At 55.5% G+C, this 15,652-nt stretch carries 17 protein-coding genes and 3 tRNA genes; 3 read left to right on the top strand and 17 right to left on the bottom strand.

Annotated elements, in window-relative coordinates:
- Positions 1-29: 29 nt before the first annotated feature.
- The 9 genes from ccmI to ccmA form a co-directional block, all read right to left on the bottom strand.
- Entirely contained in the window at positions 30-1,268 is a 1,239-nt protein-coding gene (gene ccmI, locus HUO07_RS08765) for a c-type cytochrome biogenesis protein CcmI (RefSeq protein WP_176303256.1), read from the bottom strand.
- Entirely contained in the window at positions 1,265-1,735 is a 471-nt protein-coding gene (locus HUO07_RS08760) for a cytochrome c-type biogenesis protein (protein ID WP_176303255.1), read from the bottom strand. Before HUO07_RS08760 ends, ccmI begins: the two co-directional genes overlap by 4 nt.
- The gene (locus HUO07_RS08755) at positions 1,726-2,253 is read right to left on the bottom strand and encodes a DsbE family thiol:disulfide interchange protein (protein WP_176303254.1); all 528 of its coding nucleotides are present in this window, start codon (positions 2,251-2,253) and stop codon (positions 1,726-1,728) included. Before HUO07_RS08755 ends, HUO07_RS08760 begins: the two co-directional genes overlap by 10 nt.
- A complete protein-coding gene (locus HUO07_RS08750; protein ID WP_281362643.1) occupies positions 2,250-4,259 on the bottom strand; it encodes a heme lyase CcmF/NrfE family subunit in 2,010 nt (669 codons plus the stop codon). The genes HUO07_RS08755 and HUO07_RS08750 overlap by 4 nt, the downstream gene beginning before the upstream one ends.
- 52 nt (positions 4,260-4,311) lie before the next feature.
- Positions 4,312-4,821, bottom strand: coding sequence for a cytochrome c maturation protein CcmE (gene ccmE / locus HUO07_RS08745; RefSeq protein WP_176303253.1), 510 nt, complete (start codon positions 4,819-4,821; stop codon positions 4,312-4,314).
- Entirely contained in the window at positions 4,818-5,009 is a 192-nt protein-coding gene (gene ccmD / locus HUO07_RS08740) for a heme exporter protein CcmD (protein ID WP_176303252.1), read from the bottom strand. The genes ccmE and ccmD overlap by 4 nt, the downstream gene beginning before the upstream one ends.
- Positions 5,009-5,776 (bottom strand): heme ABC transporter permease, encoded by a 768-nt coding sequence (locus HUO07_RS08735; protein WP_176303251.1) that lies wholly within the window; start codon positions 5,774-5,776, stop codon positions 5,009-5,011. Before HUO07_RS08735 ends, ccmD begins: the two co-directional genes overlap by 1 nt.
- A 14-nt stretch (positions 5,777-5,790) precedes the next feature.
- A complete protein-coding gene (gene ccmB / locus HUO07_RS08730; RefSeq protein ID WP_008957503.1) occupies positions 5,791-6,504 on the bottom strand; it encodes a heme exporter protein CcmB in 714 nt (237 codons plus the stop codon).
- 86 nt (positions 6,505-6,590) lie between these two features.
- A complete protein-coding gene (ccmA, locus tag HUO07_RS08725) occupies positions 6,591-7,238 on the bottom strand; it encodes a cytochrome c biogenesis heme-transporting ATPase CcmA (RefSeq protein WP_176303250.1) in 648 nt (215 codons plus the stop codon).
- Between the two features lie 197 nt (positions 7,239-7,435).
- Between ccmA and HUO07_RS08720 the strand changes: the two genes are divergently transcribed.
- Together HUO07_RS08720 and HUO07_RS08715 are read left to right on the top strand one after the other, a co-directional pair.
- Positions 7,436-7,840 carry a LexA family protein gene (locus HUO07_RS08720; RefSeq protein ID WP_176303249.1) on the top strand — a complete coding sequence of 135 codons (405 nt, stop codon included), beginning with the start codon at positions 7,436-7,438 and terminating at the stop codon, positions 7,838-7,840.
- Entirely contained in the window at positions 7,840-8,457 is a 618-nt protein-coding gene (locus tag HUO07_RS08715) for an IMPACT family protein (protein ID WP_176303248.1), read from the top strand. Before HUO07_RS08720 ends, HUO07_RS08715 begins: the two co-directional genes overlap by 1 nt.
- A gap of 102 nt (positions 8,458-8,559) precedes the next feature.
- On the opposite strand, the gene HUO07_RS08710 is transcribed toward HUO07_RS08715, so the two are convergent.
- The 3 genes from HUO07_RS08710 to HUO07_RS08700 form a co-directional block, all read right to left on the bottom strand.
- Positions 8,560-9,882 carry a sodium ion-translocating decarboxylase subunit beta gene (locus HUO07_RS08710; RefSeq protein ID WP_176303247.1) on the bottom strand — a complete coding sequence of 441 codons (1,323 nt, stop codon included), beginning with the start codon at positions 9,880-9,882 and terminating at the stop codon, positions 8,560-8,562.
- A gap of 10 nt (positions 9,883-9,892) precedes the next feature.
- Positions 9,893-11,713 carry a sodium-extruding oxaloacetate decarboxylase subunit alpha gene (gene oadA / locus HUO07_RS08705; protein WP_176303246.1) on the bottom strand — a complete coding sequence of 607 codons (1,821 nt, stop codon included), beginning with the start codon at positions 11,711-11,713 and terminating at the stop codon, positions 9,893-9,895.
- A gap of 90 nt (positions 11,714-11,803) precedes the next feature.
- Entirely contained in the window at positions 11,804-12,061 is a 258-nt protein-coding gene (locus HUO07_RS08700) for an OadG family protein (protein WP_101147916.1), read from the bottom strand.
- A gap of 178 nt (positions 12,062-12,239) precedes the next feature.
- On the opposite strand from HUO07_RS08700, the gene HUO07_RS08695 reads away from it, so the two are divergent.
- The gene (locus HUO07_RS08695; RefSeq protein ID WP_246286608.1) at positions 12,240-13,235 is read left to right on the top strand and encodes a tRNA dihydrouridine synthase; all 996 of its coding nucleotides are present in this window, start codon (positions 12,240-12,242) and stop codon (positions 13,233-13,235) included.
- A gap of 200 nt (positions 13,236-13,435) precedes the next feature.
- On the opposite strand, the gene HUO07_RS08690 is transcribed toward HUO07_RS08695, so the two are convergent.
- From HUO07_RS08690 to HUO07_RS08670, 5 genes are all read right to left on the bottom strand, one after another.
- Positions 13,436-13,512 (bottom strand) — tRNA-Arg (locus HUO07_RS08690).
- A 43-nt stretch (positions 13,513-13,555) separates the two neighbouring features.
- A tRNA-Arg gene (locus tag HUO07_RS08685) sits at positions 13,556-13,632 on the bottom strand.
- Positions 13,633-13,695: 63 nt separating this feature from the next.
- A tRNA-Ser gene (locus tag HUO07_RS08680) sits at positions 13,696-13,788 on the bottom strand.
- Between the two features lie 133 nt (positions 13,789-13,921).
- Positions 13,922-14,110 carry a carbon storage regulator CsrA gene (gene csrA / locus HUO07_RS08675; protein ID WP_007111501.1) on the bottom strand — a complete coding sequence of 63 codons (189 nt, stop codon included), beginning with the start codon at positions 14,108-14,110 and terminating at the stop codon, positions 13,922-13,924.
- A gap of 193 nt (positions 14,111-14,303) precedes the next feature.
- Positions 14,304-15,554, bottom strand: coding sequence for an aspartate kinase (locus HUO07_RS08670; RefSeq protein ID WP_176303245.1), 1,251 nt, complete (start codon positions 15,552-15,554; stop codon positions 14,304-14,306).
- Between the last annotated feature and the right edge of the window lie 98 nt (positions 15,555-15,652).

Raw genomic sequence — 15,652 nt, 5'->3', positions numbered from 1 at the left:
AGATAGTGCTCTTGTTATTCAAAGCAGGGTTATTCAAAGACACGGTTAATCACCACCTCAGCGGCTTCATCATCTGAGATTGGCCCGACGCTGACGCTCTCAAGATCACCAAATAGATCCCCCGGCTGGGGCATGGCTTGACCAGAGGGCGAAACGCGCACCACTAAACGTGCCTGCCGTACCTGGGAGATTTGCGCTTGTGGCGACATGGCGACGCTATTATCTAAGACGACGGTCATGGGCAGTTCAGACACTTGTGCCTGTACCACGGCCAGCGGTGGCAGTTCACCTTCCAAATCACGCGCGGTAATGAACACCGTGTCATCGCCGTCAACGCGTTCAGCGAGGGCTTCATCCAGCGAGACCCGCACGCGAATGCCACTGCTCTCGGCGGTGGTTTGTTCAGGCTCGATACCCAGGCGCTCCTGAGCTACGCGAATGCCTTCGCGTAGTGAGGTAACCGTATTGGGATCTTCGATGTTGGCAATCGCCCGACGCCAGTGATCAATCGCCTGCTCGTAATCACCATTATCAAAAGCATTAACCCCTAGCAAACCCAACACGGTGGGTTGGCGCGGGTCTTGTGCCAGGGTTTCATCGACCAGGGCCTGTACTTCATCGGTGAGTTCGCGCTCGGCCATAAAGAAACGAATTTGCGCTAGTTGAGCAAGCAGCGGTGGAATGCGGCCCTCAATCTCAATCAAGCGTTCAAGCGCATCGACGGCCTGGGGCATCTGCCCGGTTTCGCGATAGACTGGAAACAGCGCGCTCCATACGTTTGGGTTATCCGGCTGACGCTCGGCCTGCTCTTCCATGCGCTCGATATACATGCTCAGCGAGCCTTCGGGGTCATTCTGTACTTCTTGCTGTACGGCGAGTAACACGAGGTCGCCCTCGGCGCCCTGCTGCTGATACCAAAGCACGCTGACCACTACCACGGCCACCATAACGATAGGCACCATAAGGCGTCCCGCTCCTGCTGGCTTGAGCGGCTGGCGCGCGCGCACGGCGGTGTCTTCCAGCAGGCTGCGCTCAAGCTCTAACCGATCTTCTTCAAAGCGATCGGCGTCAATGTCGCCACGCTCTCGCGCCGCTTCTAATGACGTTAAACGACGCTTAAAAATCGCCACATTCTGCTCGGCAGAGGTGTCATTGGTTTCAAATGCGTGTTGTTGATCATGTAAACGATGCGCGTTTCTTAGCGGCGCTACCAGCAGCCACAGCGCGGGGAGCAGTAAAACGGCAATCGCAATCCAGAGCAGCGTCATGAAGACCTCTTACGGTTAATCAGCGCATCTATACGCTGGCGCTCTTCGGCGCTCAGCGCTTTAGCAGAGGCATTTCGGCGAGCACGAATCATTAACACAACCACCAGAGCGCCTAGCAGCACCAACGCAATCGGCAGCCCCCAAAGCAGATAGGTGCGACTCTCTAAACGCGGGTTATAGAGAATATATTCGCCAAACCGCTGGACCATATGATTGACGATTTCGATGTCCGACTGCCCCTCTTGCAGCAGTTGGTAAACCCGCTCGCGCATGTCCCCCGAGATAGGGGCATCGGAATCGTTTATGGCTTGGTTTTCACACAACGGGCAGCGCATGGAGGCGGTTAAATCGTGATAGCGTTTTTCCATGACCGGGTCGTCAAATTCGCGCAGTTCGATCCCCCCCGCTGCTGCACCAAACGCTATGACCAGCAGTAGTAGCGCTGCCATGGTTCGCATTAGCGCCATTTTTCCACCTCCGGCAGGATTCGTTCGCGGACGTCTTGCGGCGATACATAGCCCTTATGGTGATAGCGAATAACGCCGTCGGCATCGACCAGAAAGGTTTCCGGCGCGCCGTAAACGCCAAGGTCAAAACCCAGCTCGCCTTCTGGATCAAAAATATTCACTTCAAACGGATCGCCAAATTCGCTGAGAAACTCCATGCCTTTCTCGCGGGTATCCCGGTAGTTAACCCCAACCATCCGAATGTCCTGGTCGGCCAGCTCCAGCAGTTGGGGCATCTCCTGCTTGCACGCGGGGCACCACTCACCCCATACGTTAACCAGAGTGACGTCGCCCTGAAGTAGCGATTGATCCACGCGCCGATTTTTATCGCGCAGCGTGGTGGCTTCAAAGGCCGGGAACTCTCGCGCCATCAGCGCGGAATCGCGCTGGGAAGGATCCAGCGACAGGCCCTGGAAAAAGAACAGCGCCAAGCCTAAAAAGCAAACCGGCAGCAGTAATAGCAGTAACCGACGCTTCATACAGTGGCCTCCTGCGATGAATCGGCTTTAGTGGCGGCCTGGGGCATTTCACGGGTGACTGCGGCGCGACGATAGCGTTTGTCGAGCACTGCCAGCACGCCGCCAAATGCCATAAACAGGGCACCCAGCCATAGCCAGCGCACAAACGGTTTGTATTGGACACGCATCGCCCAACTGCCGTCACCAAGGTCTTCGCCCATGGCCACATACAGGTCACGGAATAGCCCCGGCCGCAGAGCCACCTGGGTCATCGGCATACCGGTCGCGAGATAAAGGCGTTTTTCAGGACGCATGGTGAAACTGCTACCGGTGTCGCCACGCTGTACCTGAAGGATCGTGGTGTCTGCCAAAAAGTTTGGCCCGCGACGCTCGGCTAACTCCGTCATGGTGAACTGATAACCCGCCACTTCGACCGTGGTGCCCGGCGACATGCGCACGTTGCGCTCGATGTTGTAGTTGGAAACCACCGCAACACCCACAATCGTGACCGCCACACCAATGTGTCCTAACACCATGCCCCAGTAAGAGAGTGAGAGTTTGCGTAACCCGGCGATGAACGAGCTGGCGTGACGGGTTTTATCGAATACATCGCGCACCATCGGCAGCACAATCCATAGCGCAGAGACGATCCCCAAAGAGACAAACAGATTCCACTCACCGCGATACAGCAGCGGCATCAGTATGCCCAACACCAGCGCAGCAACGCCCGCCAACCAGAGCTTACGGACTAGGTCGCGCACCGCCATCCCCTTCCAGCGCGTTACCGAGCCTAGTCCCATAAAGATGCACATCATCACGGTGAGCGGTACAAACAGCGCATTGAAGTAAGGCGGGCCCACGCTGATTTTACCCAGCCCCAGTGAGTCAAGAATCAGCGGGTAGACGGTGCCAAGTAAAACGGTGACCGTCATGATGACCAGAAAGATATTATTGACCAGCAGCAGCGCATCCCGAGAGAGCCAGTTAAAGCCCACTTTGTGGCTAACTCGTGGGGCTCGCAGCGCAAATACCAGCAGCGAGAGCGTCACCGTAATCGCCAGCAGCATCAGGATAAAGAAGCCACGGGCCGGGTCGTTGGCAAACGCATGTACCGAGGTGAGCACGCCGGAACGCACCAGGAAGGTTCCCATCAGCGACAGCGAAAAGGTCGAAATCGCCAATAGCACGGTCCAACTCTTAAACGAGCCGCGCTTTTCGGTCACCGCCAGCGAGTGCACCAGCGCAGTCCCCGTTAACCAGGGCAGCAGCGACGCGTTTTCGACCGGATCCCAGAACCACCAGCCGCCCCAGCCAAGCTCGTAATAGGCCCACCAACTGCCCAGGGCGATCCCCACGGTTAAAAACGCCCAGGCCAGATTCGTCCAGGGACGTGCCCAGCGCGTCCAAGCGGCGTCTAGGCGCCCTCCCATGAGAGCAGCAATCGCAAAGGCAAAGACCACGGAAAAACCCACATAGCCCATGTAAAGCATCGGCGGATGCACCACTAGCCCGAAGTCTTGTAGCAGCGGGTTGAGGTCGGCACCGTCTTGAGGCATGTCGGGCAGCAAGCGTTCAAAAGGATTAGAGGTGATCAGGATGAACAGTAAGAAGCCGACACACACCATGCCCATTACGCCCATCACCCGAGCGACCATATCCCGCGGCAAGTTGCCGGTGAACAGGCTCGCCGCAAAGCCCCAGCCTGCCAGCATTAGGCTCCATAGCAGGACAGAGCCCTCATGGTTGCCCCACACCGCGCTGAATTTGTAGTACCAAGGCAGCAGCGAATTGGAGTTATTCGCTACGTTCGCCACGCTAAAGTCATCCAGCATATAGCTCGCGGTCAAACAGGCGTAGGCGATGGCAATAAACAGAAACTGCCCGGCCGCCATGGGCTGACCATACGCCATCCACAGTGGGCGGCGGGTCGCTGCACCGGCCAGGGGCATCACTGCCTGCACCATCGCCATCAACAGCGCGATGATGAGGGCGAAGTGGCCAATTTCAGGAATCATTTTAATCAGCATGTGCGCTCCGAATTAGCACTGGCGGTAGGGCAAGTCGGTTAAACGATAGGGGTTAATACTCGCTTGCTTGGGGGACGCCCTCTTCATCAAGCCGCTTACCCACTTCGGCAGCCTTGGCCTGATAATCAGCCGGCGAATAGCCCGCCTCTTCAAGTGCCTGCGCTACTTCAGGCGGCATGTAGTTTTCATCATGACGCGCCAGCACTTTATCGGCATACAAACGGCCATCGGTTTGAAGCTCCCCGACCACCACTACACCTTGGCCTTCGCGGAACAGATCGGGAAGGATGCCGCTGTAGTACACCTCTAGGTCATCGACGTAATCGGTCACGGTAAACTCTACGTCCAGGCTATCGGGATCACGGGACACCGAGCCCTCTTTCACCATGCCACCCGCGCGAATCTGACGTTCCATTGGCGCATCGCCCTGAGCGATCTGCACCGGGCTAAAAAACAGATTAATGTTGGCACGTAGCGCATACAGCGTTAGCCCGACAGCAATCGCGGTTAACGACACCAAACCCAAAATGACGAAGAGTTTCTGTTTACGTTTAGGGGTCATTGGGCGTTCCCTCTCAAGCTATTTGCGCGCCGTGCCCGACGCTTTATGCCATTCAATAACTGACGCTGTTCAACGCGCGCATGCCAAACGGTGGCAATCAGCAGTAGCGCCGTTACCCCCCAGGCAGACCATACGTAAGGCGCATGGCCACCCATGGCGAGAAATTCGGAAAATGAGGCAAATGCCATTAGCGCGTCTCCTCTGCCTGTGCATTCACTACCCGGCCGTTAACGAGATCCTGTACCCAGCGCTTGCTCGACTCTCGGCGTAGTATCTCGCTGCGCGTGCGCATCAGCGTCAAGGCAATAAAAAAGCTGTAGAAACCCAGCACCATAATGACCAGCGGCAGCCACATTTCGGTGGGCATCGTTGGGCGCGAGGTTAATGTAAACGAGGCTGGCTGGTGCAGGGTGTACCACCAATCCACCGAGTATTTAATGATGGGAATGTTGATGACGCCCACCATGGCCAGCACCGAGGCTGCCCGTGAGGCACTATCGCGGCTGGTAAACGCACCGCGCAGGGCAATCACGCCTAAATAGAGAAAGAGCAAAATCAGCATGGAGGTAAGTCGGGCATCCCACATCCACCAGGTGCCCCAGGTCGGCACACCCCATACCGCACCGGAAAATAGCGCGACAAAGGTCATCGCAGCGCCCAGCGGTGCCATGACTGCCGCCGCCATATCGGCGACTTTAATTTTCCAGACCATAAACACCAGCCCAGATACTGCCATGGAGATAAAAATCGATTGAGCTAAAAAGGCCGCCGGCACGTGAACATAAATGATCCGGAAGCTGTTGCCCTGCTGATAATCCGCAGGCGCAAACGCCAGCCCCCACAGCGAGCCAGTGACCAATAACAGCACCGCTGCGGCCCAAAACCAGGGCTGTAATTTGGCGCTAATGCCATAGAACCACTTGGGTGATCCCAGTTTGTGTATAAAGGCCCACATAGCGTGTCCTGTCCTTAACCGTTAATACTGATACGCAGCGATGCGGCAATCGCCCACGGCGCTAACATAAGTGAGGCCGCCAGCAGCGCGCCTAAGATAGCCAAGTGCGCAGAGACACCGTCGCCCAAAATAGCCGCCTGGACCGCACCTGCGCCAAAAATGAGTACCGGAATATACAGCGGCAGCACTAGTAGCGAGAGAAGTACGCCGCCCCGCGCCAAGCCGACGGTTAACGCTGCACCAATGGCACCAATCAAGCTTAAGCTCGCCGTGCCCAACGCCAGCGACAACGCCAACACCGCGTAACTACCCGCAGGCAGTGCGAGCATAATGCCCAGCAGTGGCGCCATAAGTGCTAACGGCAGCCCGGTCAGCAGCCAATGTACGGCCACTTTCGCCACGCTTAATGCAGCCAGCGGCTGTGGGGCGAGTAACAGCTGCTCAAGGCTGCCGTCGTCGTAGTCGCTGCGAAACAGGCTATCTAGTGACAGCAGCGCGGCTAGCAGTGCCGCCACCCATAGCAACCCTGGCGCAATCGTCGCCAACAGCTCCGGGTCGGGTGAAATAGCGATCGGAAACAGGGTGATCACCAGAGCAAAAAACACCAGCGGATTGAGCACTTCACCGCGACGTCTCAGCAGCAGCGTCAAATCACGCACCAACGTGGCCTTCACCGCGATCATCAGGCCGCCCTGATGCTCAAGCAGTGGCACTGAAGGGGCATCCATGACGGAATCTGATCCGTTTAGAGAGCTATCTGAAGAGCTGTGCAGCCCTGTTTCCTGCAACCCTGTTTCCTGCAATCCGGTCTCCTCTACCCCAGCGCTATGCGTCTTAACAGCGATGACGCGGCTAGCTCGTGGTGTGTCGTTACTAGCACGCAGCCGCCCGCTTGAGCATGTCTAATCAGTTGCCTTTCAAGGGCTGCAACGCCGTGGCGATCTATGGCGGTGAAGGGCTCGTCTAGCACCCACAGCGCGCGGGGTGTCAGCGTCAATCGCGCCAGCGCCACGCGGCGCTGCTGGCCTGCCGAAAGTTGACCGGCGGGCACGTCTTCAAAGCCTGCCAGGCCAACCTGTTCAAGGGCATCCAGGCGCTGCTCCTCGCCTTCATGCGCCCCGCTGCCCTGTCCTCCACTTCTCTCGCCACTCAGCGCCTGATACCACGCTAAATTTTCTAAGGGGGATAGCCCCGACTTGATGCCGGGGGCATGTCCTAAATAGAGCAAATTAGCGAGAAAATGTTCACGGACACTCTGCATCGCAGCGCCATTCCAGAACAGCTCGCCTTCATAGTCGCTCAGTTGCCCGGAGAGAATTTTAAGCAGGCTAGTTTTACCACTGCCATTAGGCCCTTCAATTCGCACGATTTCACCGCTGCGAATATCGAGATCCAGCCCCTTAAACAGTGAGCGATCATCACGTTCGCAGGACAGCTGTCGGGCTTGTAGACACAGGCTCAAGAGTCTCTCCAGGCACATTGATTTCGCGTCGAACTCTACACGGAAAGCCCGTTTCTCGCCACTCACTCTATGCGGCGCTGGGTCGCAGCATGACCTCAATCAATATGGCGTAAGACCAATTACTGCTAGCACTGTATGCAAAAACAGGTCTATACTGAAAACCACTGTATGAAAGAACATGCAATGGAGATTTCTCAATGACCATATCGATGGCAGTACCTACCGTTAAGCCTAACCACTTACGCTCGGTTCCGCGTACCTATGCGCCAACGCCTAGCATTACCCGTCGCAATACCTATGCGCTTAAAGTGCGTGGTAACGCAATGCGTGATTGCAACTTGTTCGATGGCGATGTCATTATTATTCGGCGTTATCAGCATGATGCCCAAACAGAAACCGCCGTTGCCGAAATCAACCAGCAAAAAATCGTCTTAAAGCAACTTTCGATCAGCCGCTTTGGCGTAGAGCTATGGCCTGAGGATACGTTGCAGCCAGCGCTTTTTTTGCATAACCGTGATATTCAGGTGCTCGGCATGGTGATGGGTGTTGAATCTCATCCAAGAGCTGGCCTGCAAAACAAGCCTACTATCACGGAGCATTAATGCGCTACCGGGTGCCGGAACTCCCTCTTTCGTCTTGGCAGACAACCGACATCGAAGTCGAAAAGAGTCACTTTATTACCTGGACCTGCCACGCCTCAGATATTGATGCATTCACTCGCATGCTGGCGGCGGCTAAAGCCGAGCATCCCAATGCGAGCCATCACTGCACGGCCTATATTGCTGGCCCACCCGGCGAGCAAAATTTGATTGGCTTCTCTGATGATGGCGAACCTGGCGGCACCGCAGGTCGCCCAATGTATCAAGTTCTGCAGGGCAGCCAATTAGGTCAAATCGGTTGCGTGGTGATCCGCTATTTTGGCGGCACGAAGCTCGGTACCGGCGGCTTGGCCCGCGCTTACGCCCAGGCGGTTAGCCATGCTTTGGAGACGCTACCTACCCGGGAAGTGGTCGAGCGCGATCTTTATACCCTGCGGCTCGGTTTTGCCAACGAAGCGATTGCCCGCGCCTGGTGCGAAGAGCAGGCTATTCCCATTGAGCAAGCGGATTACGATGGCGACGGTGTTCGTCTGACCATTGGTTGGCCACGGGACAACCCATTTGACCTTTCCCCGCTAGAAAACCGCTTGAAGAGCGCTATCGATATTCTCACTCGCTAGCTAGATAGCCCTTCGAAACAGCACTTCAAAAAAGCCCTTCAAAAAAAACGCGACATACTGAACCTGTCAGTACGCCGCGCTCGTAGTCTCACTCTTTTTGCGTTAACCCAGGTATTTAATCATTACCCCAGCCGCGACTGCCGACCCAATAACCCCTGCGACGTTGGGGCCCATGGCATGCATCAACAGGAAGTTATGCGGGTTTGCTTCCAGGCCCACTTTGTTGGCAACCCGTGCCGCCATCGGCACCGCAGAAACACCCGCAGCACCAATTAACGGATTGATGGGCATTTTGCTGACTAAATTCATCAGCTTTGCCATCAATACGCCCGCGGCGGTGCCTATTCCAAAGGCCACAATGCCCAGCCCGAGAATGCCTAACGTTTCAAACGTCAGGAAGCTATCGGCCATTAATTTGGAGCCGACGGACAACCCCAGAATAATGGTCACAATATTGATCAGGGAGTTCTGCGCAGTATCCGATAAACGCTCGACCACACCGCACTCGCGCATCAAGTTACCGAAGCAGAACATGCCGAGTAGCGGGGCAGCATCGGGTAGAAACAGCGCGACCAGAATCAACAGCATCAGTGGGAAGACCACTTTTTCCAGCTTGGAGACCGGCCGCAGCTGAGTCATCTTAATTTGCCGCTCTTTCTCGGTAGTCAGCAGACGCATGATCGGCGGCTGAATCAGCGGCACCAACGCCATATAAGCGTAGGCGGCCACGGCAATCGCCCCCAATAGTTCAGGTGCCAGCACGCTAGAAACGTAAATAGACGTTGGGCCGTCAGCGCCACCAATAATACCAATGGCGGCTGCCTGATTAAGCGAGAAGTCCATCACGCCCATCGAGGTAAGCACCACAGCGCCAAACAGCGTGGCAAAGATCCCAAACTGGGCAGCCGCACCTAAAAACAGCGTGCGCGGGTTCGCCAGCAACGGGCCAAAATCGGTCATTGCCCCAACGCCCATAAAGATAATCAGCGGGGCGATACCCGAGCCGATTGCGACTTTATAGAAGTTATAAAGCATGCCGTCGCTGTAGCCAACGCCCACGGCGATGTCTCGCGCAGCACGCAGTTGGTCGGGTGCGACGCCATCGTGTGCCATCATTTGCAGCGACTCCCGCCAAGCTTCAGCGTTCGCCAGTGGGTCAAGGGACGCACCCAGCGCTGCCGCCATTTGCTGTAGCACCGCCGGCTTGGCCACCTCAATCGCTTGGTCGAGCGCAGAAATGGCTAGCCCGGCTTCAGGGATATTGGCCAGAATGCCACCAAAGCCAATCGGCACCAGCAGCAACGGCTCAAACTTCTTATAAATGGCAAGGTAGAGCAGCAATAGACCCACCAGAATCATGACCGCCTGACCAAGCTCAAGGTTATAGAGCCCGGACCCTTCCCATAACGTGACTAATTTATCCATTACTGGGCCCTTAGAGCTCGATCAACGTATCGCCTACGGCTACGCTGTCGCCCTCGCTGACGTTCACCTTAGACACAGTGCCTGCGCTGCTGGCACGCACTTCGGTTTCCATTTTCATCGCTTCAAGAATGATGACCACATCACCTTCCGCGACTTGCTCACCGGGGCGTACATTGACCTTGAAGATATTGCCCGCCAGCGGCGCATCGATGCTTTCACCGCTGGGGGCCGGAGCTTCCTCTTTGGGTGCAGTAGTACTGGCTGCCGTTTGCTCTTGCACCTCGCCCAGTTCACCGCCTTCAGAAACCTCGACCACAAAGGATTTGCCGTTGAGCTTAACCGTGTAGGTTTCTGGGCCACTGGCAGCTACTGGTGGTTTACTTTCAGCCTTAGCCTTAGCAGGGGCATTGGCAGCACTCGCCTCAGCCGCCTGGGGAGCGGGCTCAAAGGCGTCGGGATTGTCACGATTCTTAAGGAACTTCAAACCAATCTGTGGGAATAGCGCGAAGGTCAGCACGTCATCGACTTCGCGCTTGCCTTCGGCCAAGCGGATACCTTCAGCGCTGGCTTTCTCTTTCAGCTCGGCGGCCAATCTATCCATTTCAGGTGAGAGGTTATCCGCCGGGCGGCAGGTAATTGGCTCGCCGCCTTCCAACACGCGTTTTTGCAATTCAGCGTTGAAGGGCGCTGGTGCAGCACCATATTCACCTTTAAGCAGCGCCTGAACTTCCTTGGAGATCGACTTATAGCGCTCGCCCATCATCACGTTCATTACCGCCTGAGTGCCGACGATTTGCGACGTGGGCGTTACCAGCGGGATAAAGCCAAGGTCTTCGCGTACGCGAGGAATCTCGTTCAGCACATCGTCCAGCTTATCGCCCGCGCCCTGCTCTTTGAGCTGGCCTTCCATATTGGTCAGCATGCCACCGGGCACCTGAGCAATCAGAATGCGCGAATCAATACCGCGCAGCGAGCCTTCAAAGGCGGCGTACTTCTTGCGCACTTCGCGGAAGTAACCGGCAATATCTTCCAGCAGCTCAAGATCCAACCCGGTATCGCGGCCGGTGTCTTTGAGCATCGCCACGACAGATTCGGTCGGGCTGTGACCGTAGGTCATCGACATGGAAGAGATTGAGGTATCAACGTTATCAATGCCCGCCTCCACCGCTTTCAAAATGGTGGAGGTGGAAAGGCCGGTGGTCGCGTGACAGTGCAAATGCACTGGAATCGACAGCTCTTTCTTGAGCCGCGTCACCAAGTCGAACGCCGTGTAGGGCGTCAGCAGCCCCGCCATATCCTTGATAGCCAATGAATCTGCGCCCAAACCGGCAATGGTTTTGGCGAGATCGACCCAGCTATCCAGGGTATGTACCGGGCTCACGGTATAAGAGATGGTGCCTTGGGCATGGCCTTCTACGTTACGCACCGCCTGAATGGCGCGCTCCAAATTACGCGGATCATTCATGGCGTCAAAGACCCGGAAGACATCAACACCGTTGGTTTTCGCCCGTTCGACAAATTTATCGACCACGTCATCGGCGTAGTGGCGGTAGCCCAGCAGGTTTTGACCACGTAGTAACATCGCCTGGGGCGTATTGGGCATGGCCTCTTTCAGGGCACGAATACGCTCCCACGGGTCTTCGCCCAAATAGCGGATACAGGCGTCATAGGTCGCCCCACCCCAGGTTTCCAGCGACCAATAGCCAACGCGATCAAGCTTTTCAGCAATCGGCAGCATATCGTCCAAGCGCATACGCGTGGCAAACAGCGATTGATGGGCATCGCGCAGCACGACATCGGTAATGCCTAGTGGGCGTTTTGTTTCGTTCATGGTCTTGGCTCACCGTAGAGAGTTATAAGTTTGTAGTAAAAATAACAAAAAAATAGCCAAAAGAGGGCTGAAATGAAAAAAACGAGAAAGTTAGCGACGCCGTGTTGAACGGTATCGATGCACTGCAGCACTGATCACCGCCATGATCTCATCTTTCTCAGTGGAAGCGGCTGGCGGCGGCGGCGATTTTCTGCCCGCTTCAACAGGTACCGGAACGGGTTGAAACCGCCCAATAAGCTTCGACATCAGTGTGACGCTGATAACTAAAAGGGTAAGAAAAACAAACACCACGCCCATACCCAGCGCCATCAACGCCAACCCATCTTGTAAGAGTTCTTGATTCTGCATAAGGCGCTCTCCTATATCTCTAAGTAGCGTGTCTCTAAGTACCGTCTTTGTGTACCATTTTTAAATAGTTCATACGCGCATCATTACGCCAATACCGATAAAGGCGCTTGGCGCAGTGAGGGGAATACACTAACCTGCCACACCCAGAATAGAATGCAATGGCGCGATAGTGGAAGACATGGTTGTTAATTTACTACAAAACGGCAGAATCGGCCTAGCCCCGATGGAAGGGGTGATTGATGCACTGACCCGAGATCTGCTGACCCGTCATGCGGGTTTCGACTGGACGGTTACCGAATTTGTCCGCGTGGTCGATGCACGCCTACCGCCAAGAGTGTTTTATAAGCATTGCCCGGAACTTGCGCAACCGCCGGTAGCAACGCCGAGCGGCATTCCTGTGCATTTACAGCTACTGGGCTCTGATCCTGCTGCTCTAGCGGCGAATGCACAGCAGGCGCTCAAGCTTGGCGCAGTCAGCGTTGACCTTAATTTCGGCTGCCCAGCCAAACTGGTTAATCGCCACGATGGCGGCGCTTCGCTCTTACGCCAGCCCGATCGCGTCTTCCAAGCGGTTAAAGCCGTTCACGATGCTTTAGACGGGGAAATCCCAGTGACCGCCAAGATTCGCCTGGGCTTCGCTAATCGCCGCTTAGCGGTTGCCTGCGCTCAAGCCACTGAAGCAGGTGGCGCAGCACAGCTAGTGGTGCATGCGCGCACCCGCGATGAAGGCTACCGCCCACCGGCGCACTGGGAGTGGATCGGCAAGATTCGTCGCAACGTAAGCATTCCGGTGGTCGCCAATGGCGACATCTGGACGCTGGAAGATTACTGGAAAGCGCGCACGCTTTCAGGCTGTCGCGATGTGATGTTAGGGCGCAGTGCCCTCGCGGACCCTTGGCTCGCCCCACGCATTCGCCATTGGCTTCAAACCGGTGAGCGGTTGCCCGAAAGCAGCTGGGCAATGCGCGCCAATGTACTCAAGGAGTACGCCGCCCTACAGCGCCAACAACTGCCTGACCGCGTTGTCGTCTCTTTGGTAAAACAGTGGCTTGCCCAAATGCGCCAAGGCAGCGCCAAAGCCGAGCAGAACTTTCAGCGGGTGAAGCGCATTACCGAACTGGATCTCCTGCTCGATAGCCTTGTGGTTGACGAGCAGCACGCCGCCCTGGCTTAGCACTCCTTTCTGCAACGCCTCATCAGTTTATAGCCAAAAAAAAGCGCCCTACCGCAAAGCGGGGGCGCTACACACGATCGCAAGACCGGAGCGCGAGCTTATATACCGGTCAGGCTGGAAAATAGTCAGTCAGGTTAGAAACAAGCAGGCAGACTGGAAACAGAAAACCCGCTCTCGATAAGAGAGCGGGTTTTGAAATCTGGCGCGCCCGGGAGGATTCGAACCTCCGACCCCCTGATTCGTAGTCAGGTACTCTATCCAGCTGAGCTACGGGCGCGTAATGTTAAAACTAATCTATACTAATGCTGTCACTAAGTAGGTGGCGCGCCCGGGAGGATTCGAACCTCCGACCCCCTGATTCGTAGTCAGGTACTCTATCCAGCTGAGCTACGGGCGCATACCTTGTGACCATGTACTTTTCAGTGCAGTACTTATTAAAAGTACTTAATGGTCATGCTATTGGCGGAGAGAGAGGGATTCGAACCCTCGATAGGGCTATAAACCCTATACTCCCTTAGCAGGGGAGCGCCTTCAGCCACTCGGCCACCTCTCCTCAACGGCACGGCGCGAATATTACCGATTTAGGGATCTTGTGTCTAGTCCTCTGCCGATTTTTTTCGCGCCGACCATATCTTACCTATCAGCTTACGTCTTAAGCATCGCGTCATTATGCAAACCCGCAAGTCTTATTCCACTTCGTTTTCGCTATTTCTTTCACGCTGAATGCGCTGATAAATCTCTTCCCGGTGAACCGCAACATCTTTAGGCGCATTAACACCAATACGCACTTGATTGCCTTTCACACCTAGTACGGTGACAGTGATTTCATCACCGATCATCAAGGTTTCGCCAACACGGCGAGTTAGGATGAGCATGGCTGATCTCCTTTTCAGACGTTTTATGCAACGGGATATGTCAGACCGAGGCAACACTAGGCCATTATGCGGCATAGTGCTGCCTGTCACCAACGGCTCCGGCTCCATGACACCTCAACCTCCCGTTGAAAGAAAGCTCACCACCACATGGCAGCAAGTACCCCTTCAGCGTAGAAGATTTAAGGCATTAATGTTATTCAGATTCGATATCTGTCTTATCTAAACCGAAGGCTTTGTGTAACGCATTGACGGCAAGCTCCATATGCTTCTCATCAATCACGACAGAGATTTTAATCTCAGAGGTGGAGACCATACGAATATTGACGTTCTCATCAGCCAGCACGCGGAACATTTTTGATGCCACCCCTGCGTGAGAGCGCATTCCCACACCTACCAAGGAGACTTTGGCGATATTGTCATCACCACGCAGTTCACCACCACCTAAATCCGGGATCACCGTCTCTTCAAGCAGTTTCTTGGTTGCTTTGTAATCGCCTTTGGCAACCGTAAAGGTGAAGTCGGTATAGTCACCAGCCGGGGCAACGTTCTGTACGATCATATCGACTTCGATATTGGCATCGGCAATCGGGCCAAGAATACGAGAAGCGACGCCTGGCACATCCGGCGTGTTGAGCAAGGTCAGTTTGGCTTCATTCTTGGTAAAGGCGATACCGGAGATCAGTGGTTCTTCCATAGCGTCCTCGTCTTTGTCTGCTTCTGCAACAATTAGGGTACCGGGGCCGTCTTGAAAGCTCGACAGCACCCGCAGGGGCACGTTGTATTTACCGGCAAACTCTACCGCGCGGATCTGCAGTACTTTAGAGCCGAGACTAGCCAGCTCCAGCATCTCTTCCACGGTAATGCTCTCTAAGCGCTGCGCTTTGGAACATACACGCGGGTCGGTGGTATACACCCCGTCAACATCGGTGTAGATCTGGCACTCATCGGCGCCAAGTGCGGCGGCCAGAGCTACACCCGTGGTGTCAGAGCCACCACGACCCAGGGTCGTGATGTTGCCGTCCTCATCGACCCCTTGGAAACCAGCCACGACCACTACCTGCCCTGCTTCCAGGTCAGCTTTTAGATCGTCGGTTTCGATGCGCTGGATACGCGCCTTGGTATAGGCGCTGTCCGTATGGATACCTACCTGGGCGCCAGTGTGTGAAGTGGCTTGCACGCCAATTTGCTGCAGCGCCATGGCGAGTAGGGAGATCGTCACCTGCTCGCCGGTCGACAGCAGCATATCCATCTCGCGCGGTGCGGGATCGTCATTAAGTGCCTGAGCCATGTCCGTGAGGCGGTTGGTTTCGCCGCTCATGGCCGAGACCACAACCACCACCTGATGGCCTTGATCGCGGAAGCCCTTAACCTTTTCCGCTACGGCCTTGATACGCTCGACAGAGCCCACCGAAGTGCCGCCGAACTTCTGTACGTATAGTGCCATATGCCGTTTTTCCTATGCGTTCGGGAATGGAGGGTGAAGTTACATTTATCACTAGGAGTCTTTGATTAACGTAATGAGCGCAGTTCAGACAAGGCGAA

Origin of the sequence: Vreelandella maris (assembly GCF_013371085.1) — a bacterium.
GTDB lineage: Bacteria > Pseudomonadota > Gammaproteobacteria > Pseudomonadales > Halomonadaceae > Vreelandella > Vreelandella maris.
This window is presented reverse-complemented; position numbering and strand designations above follow the sequence as displayed.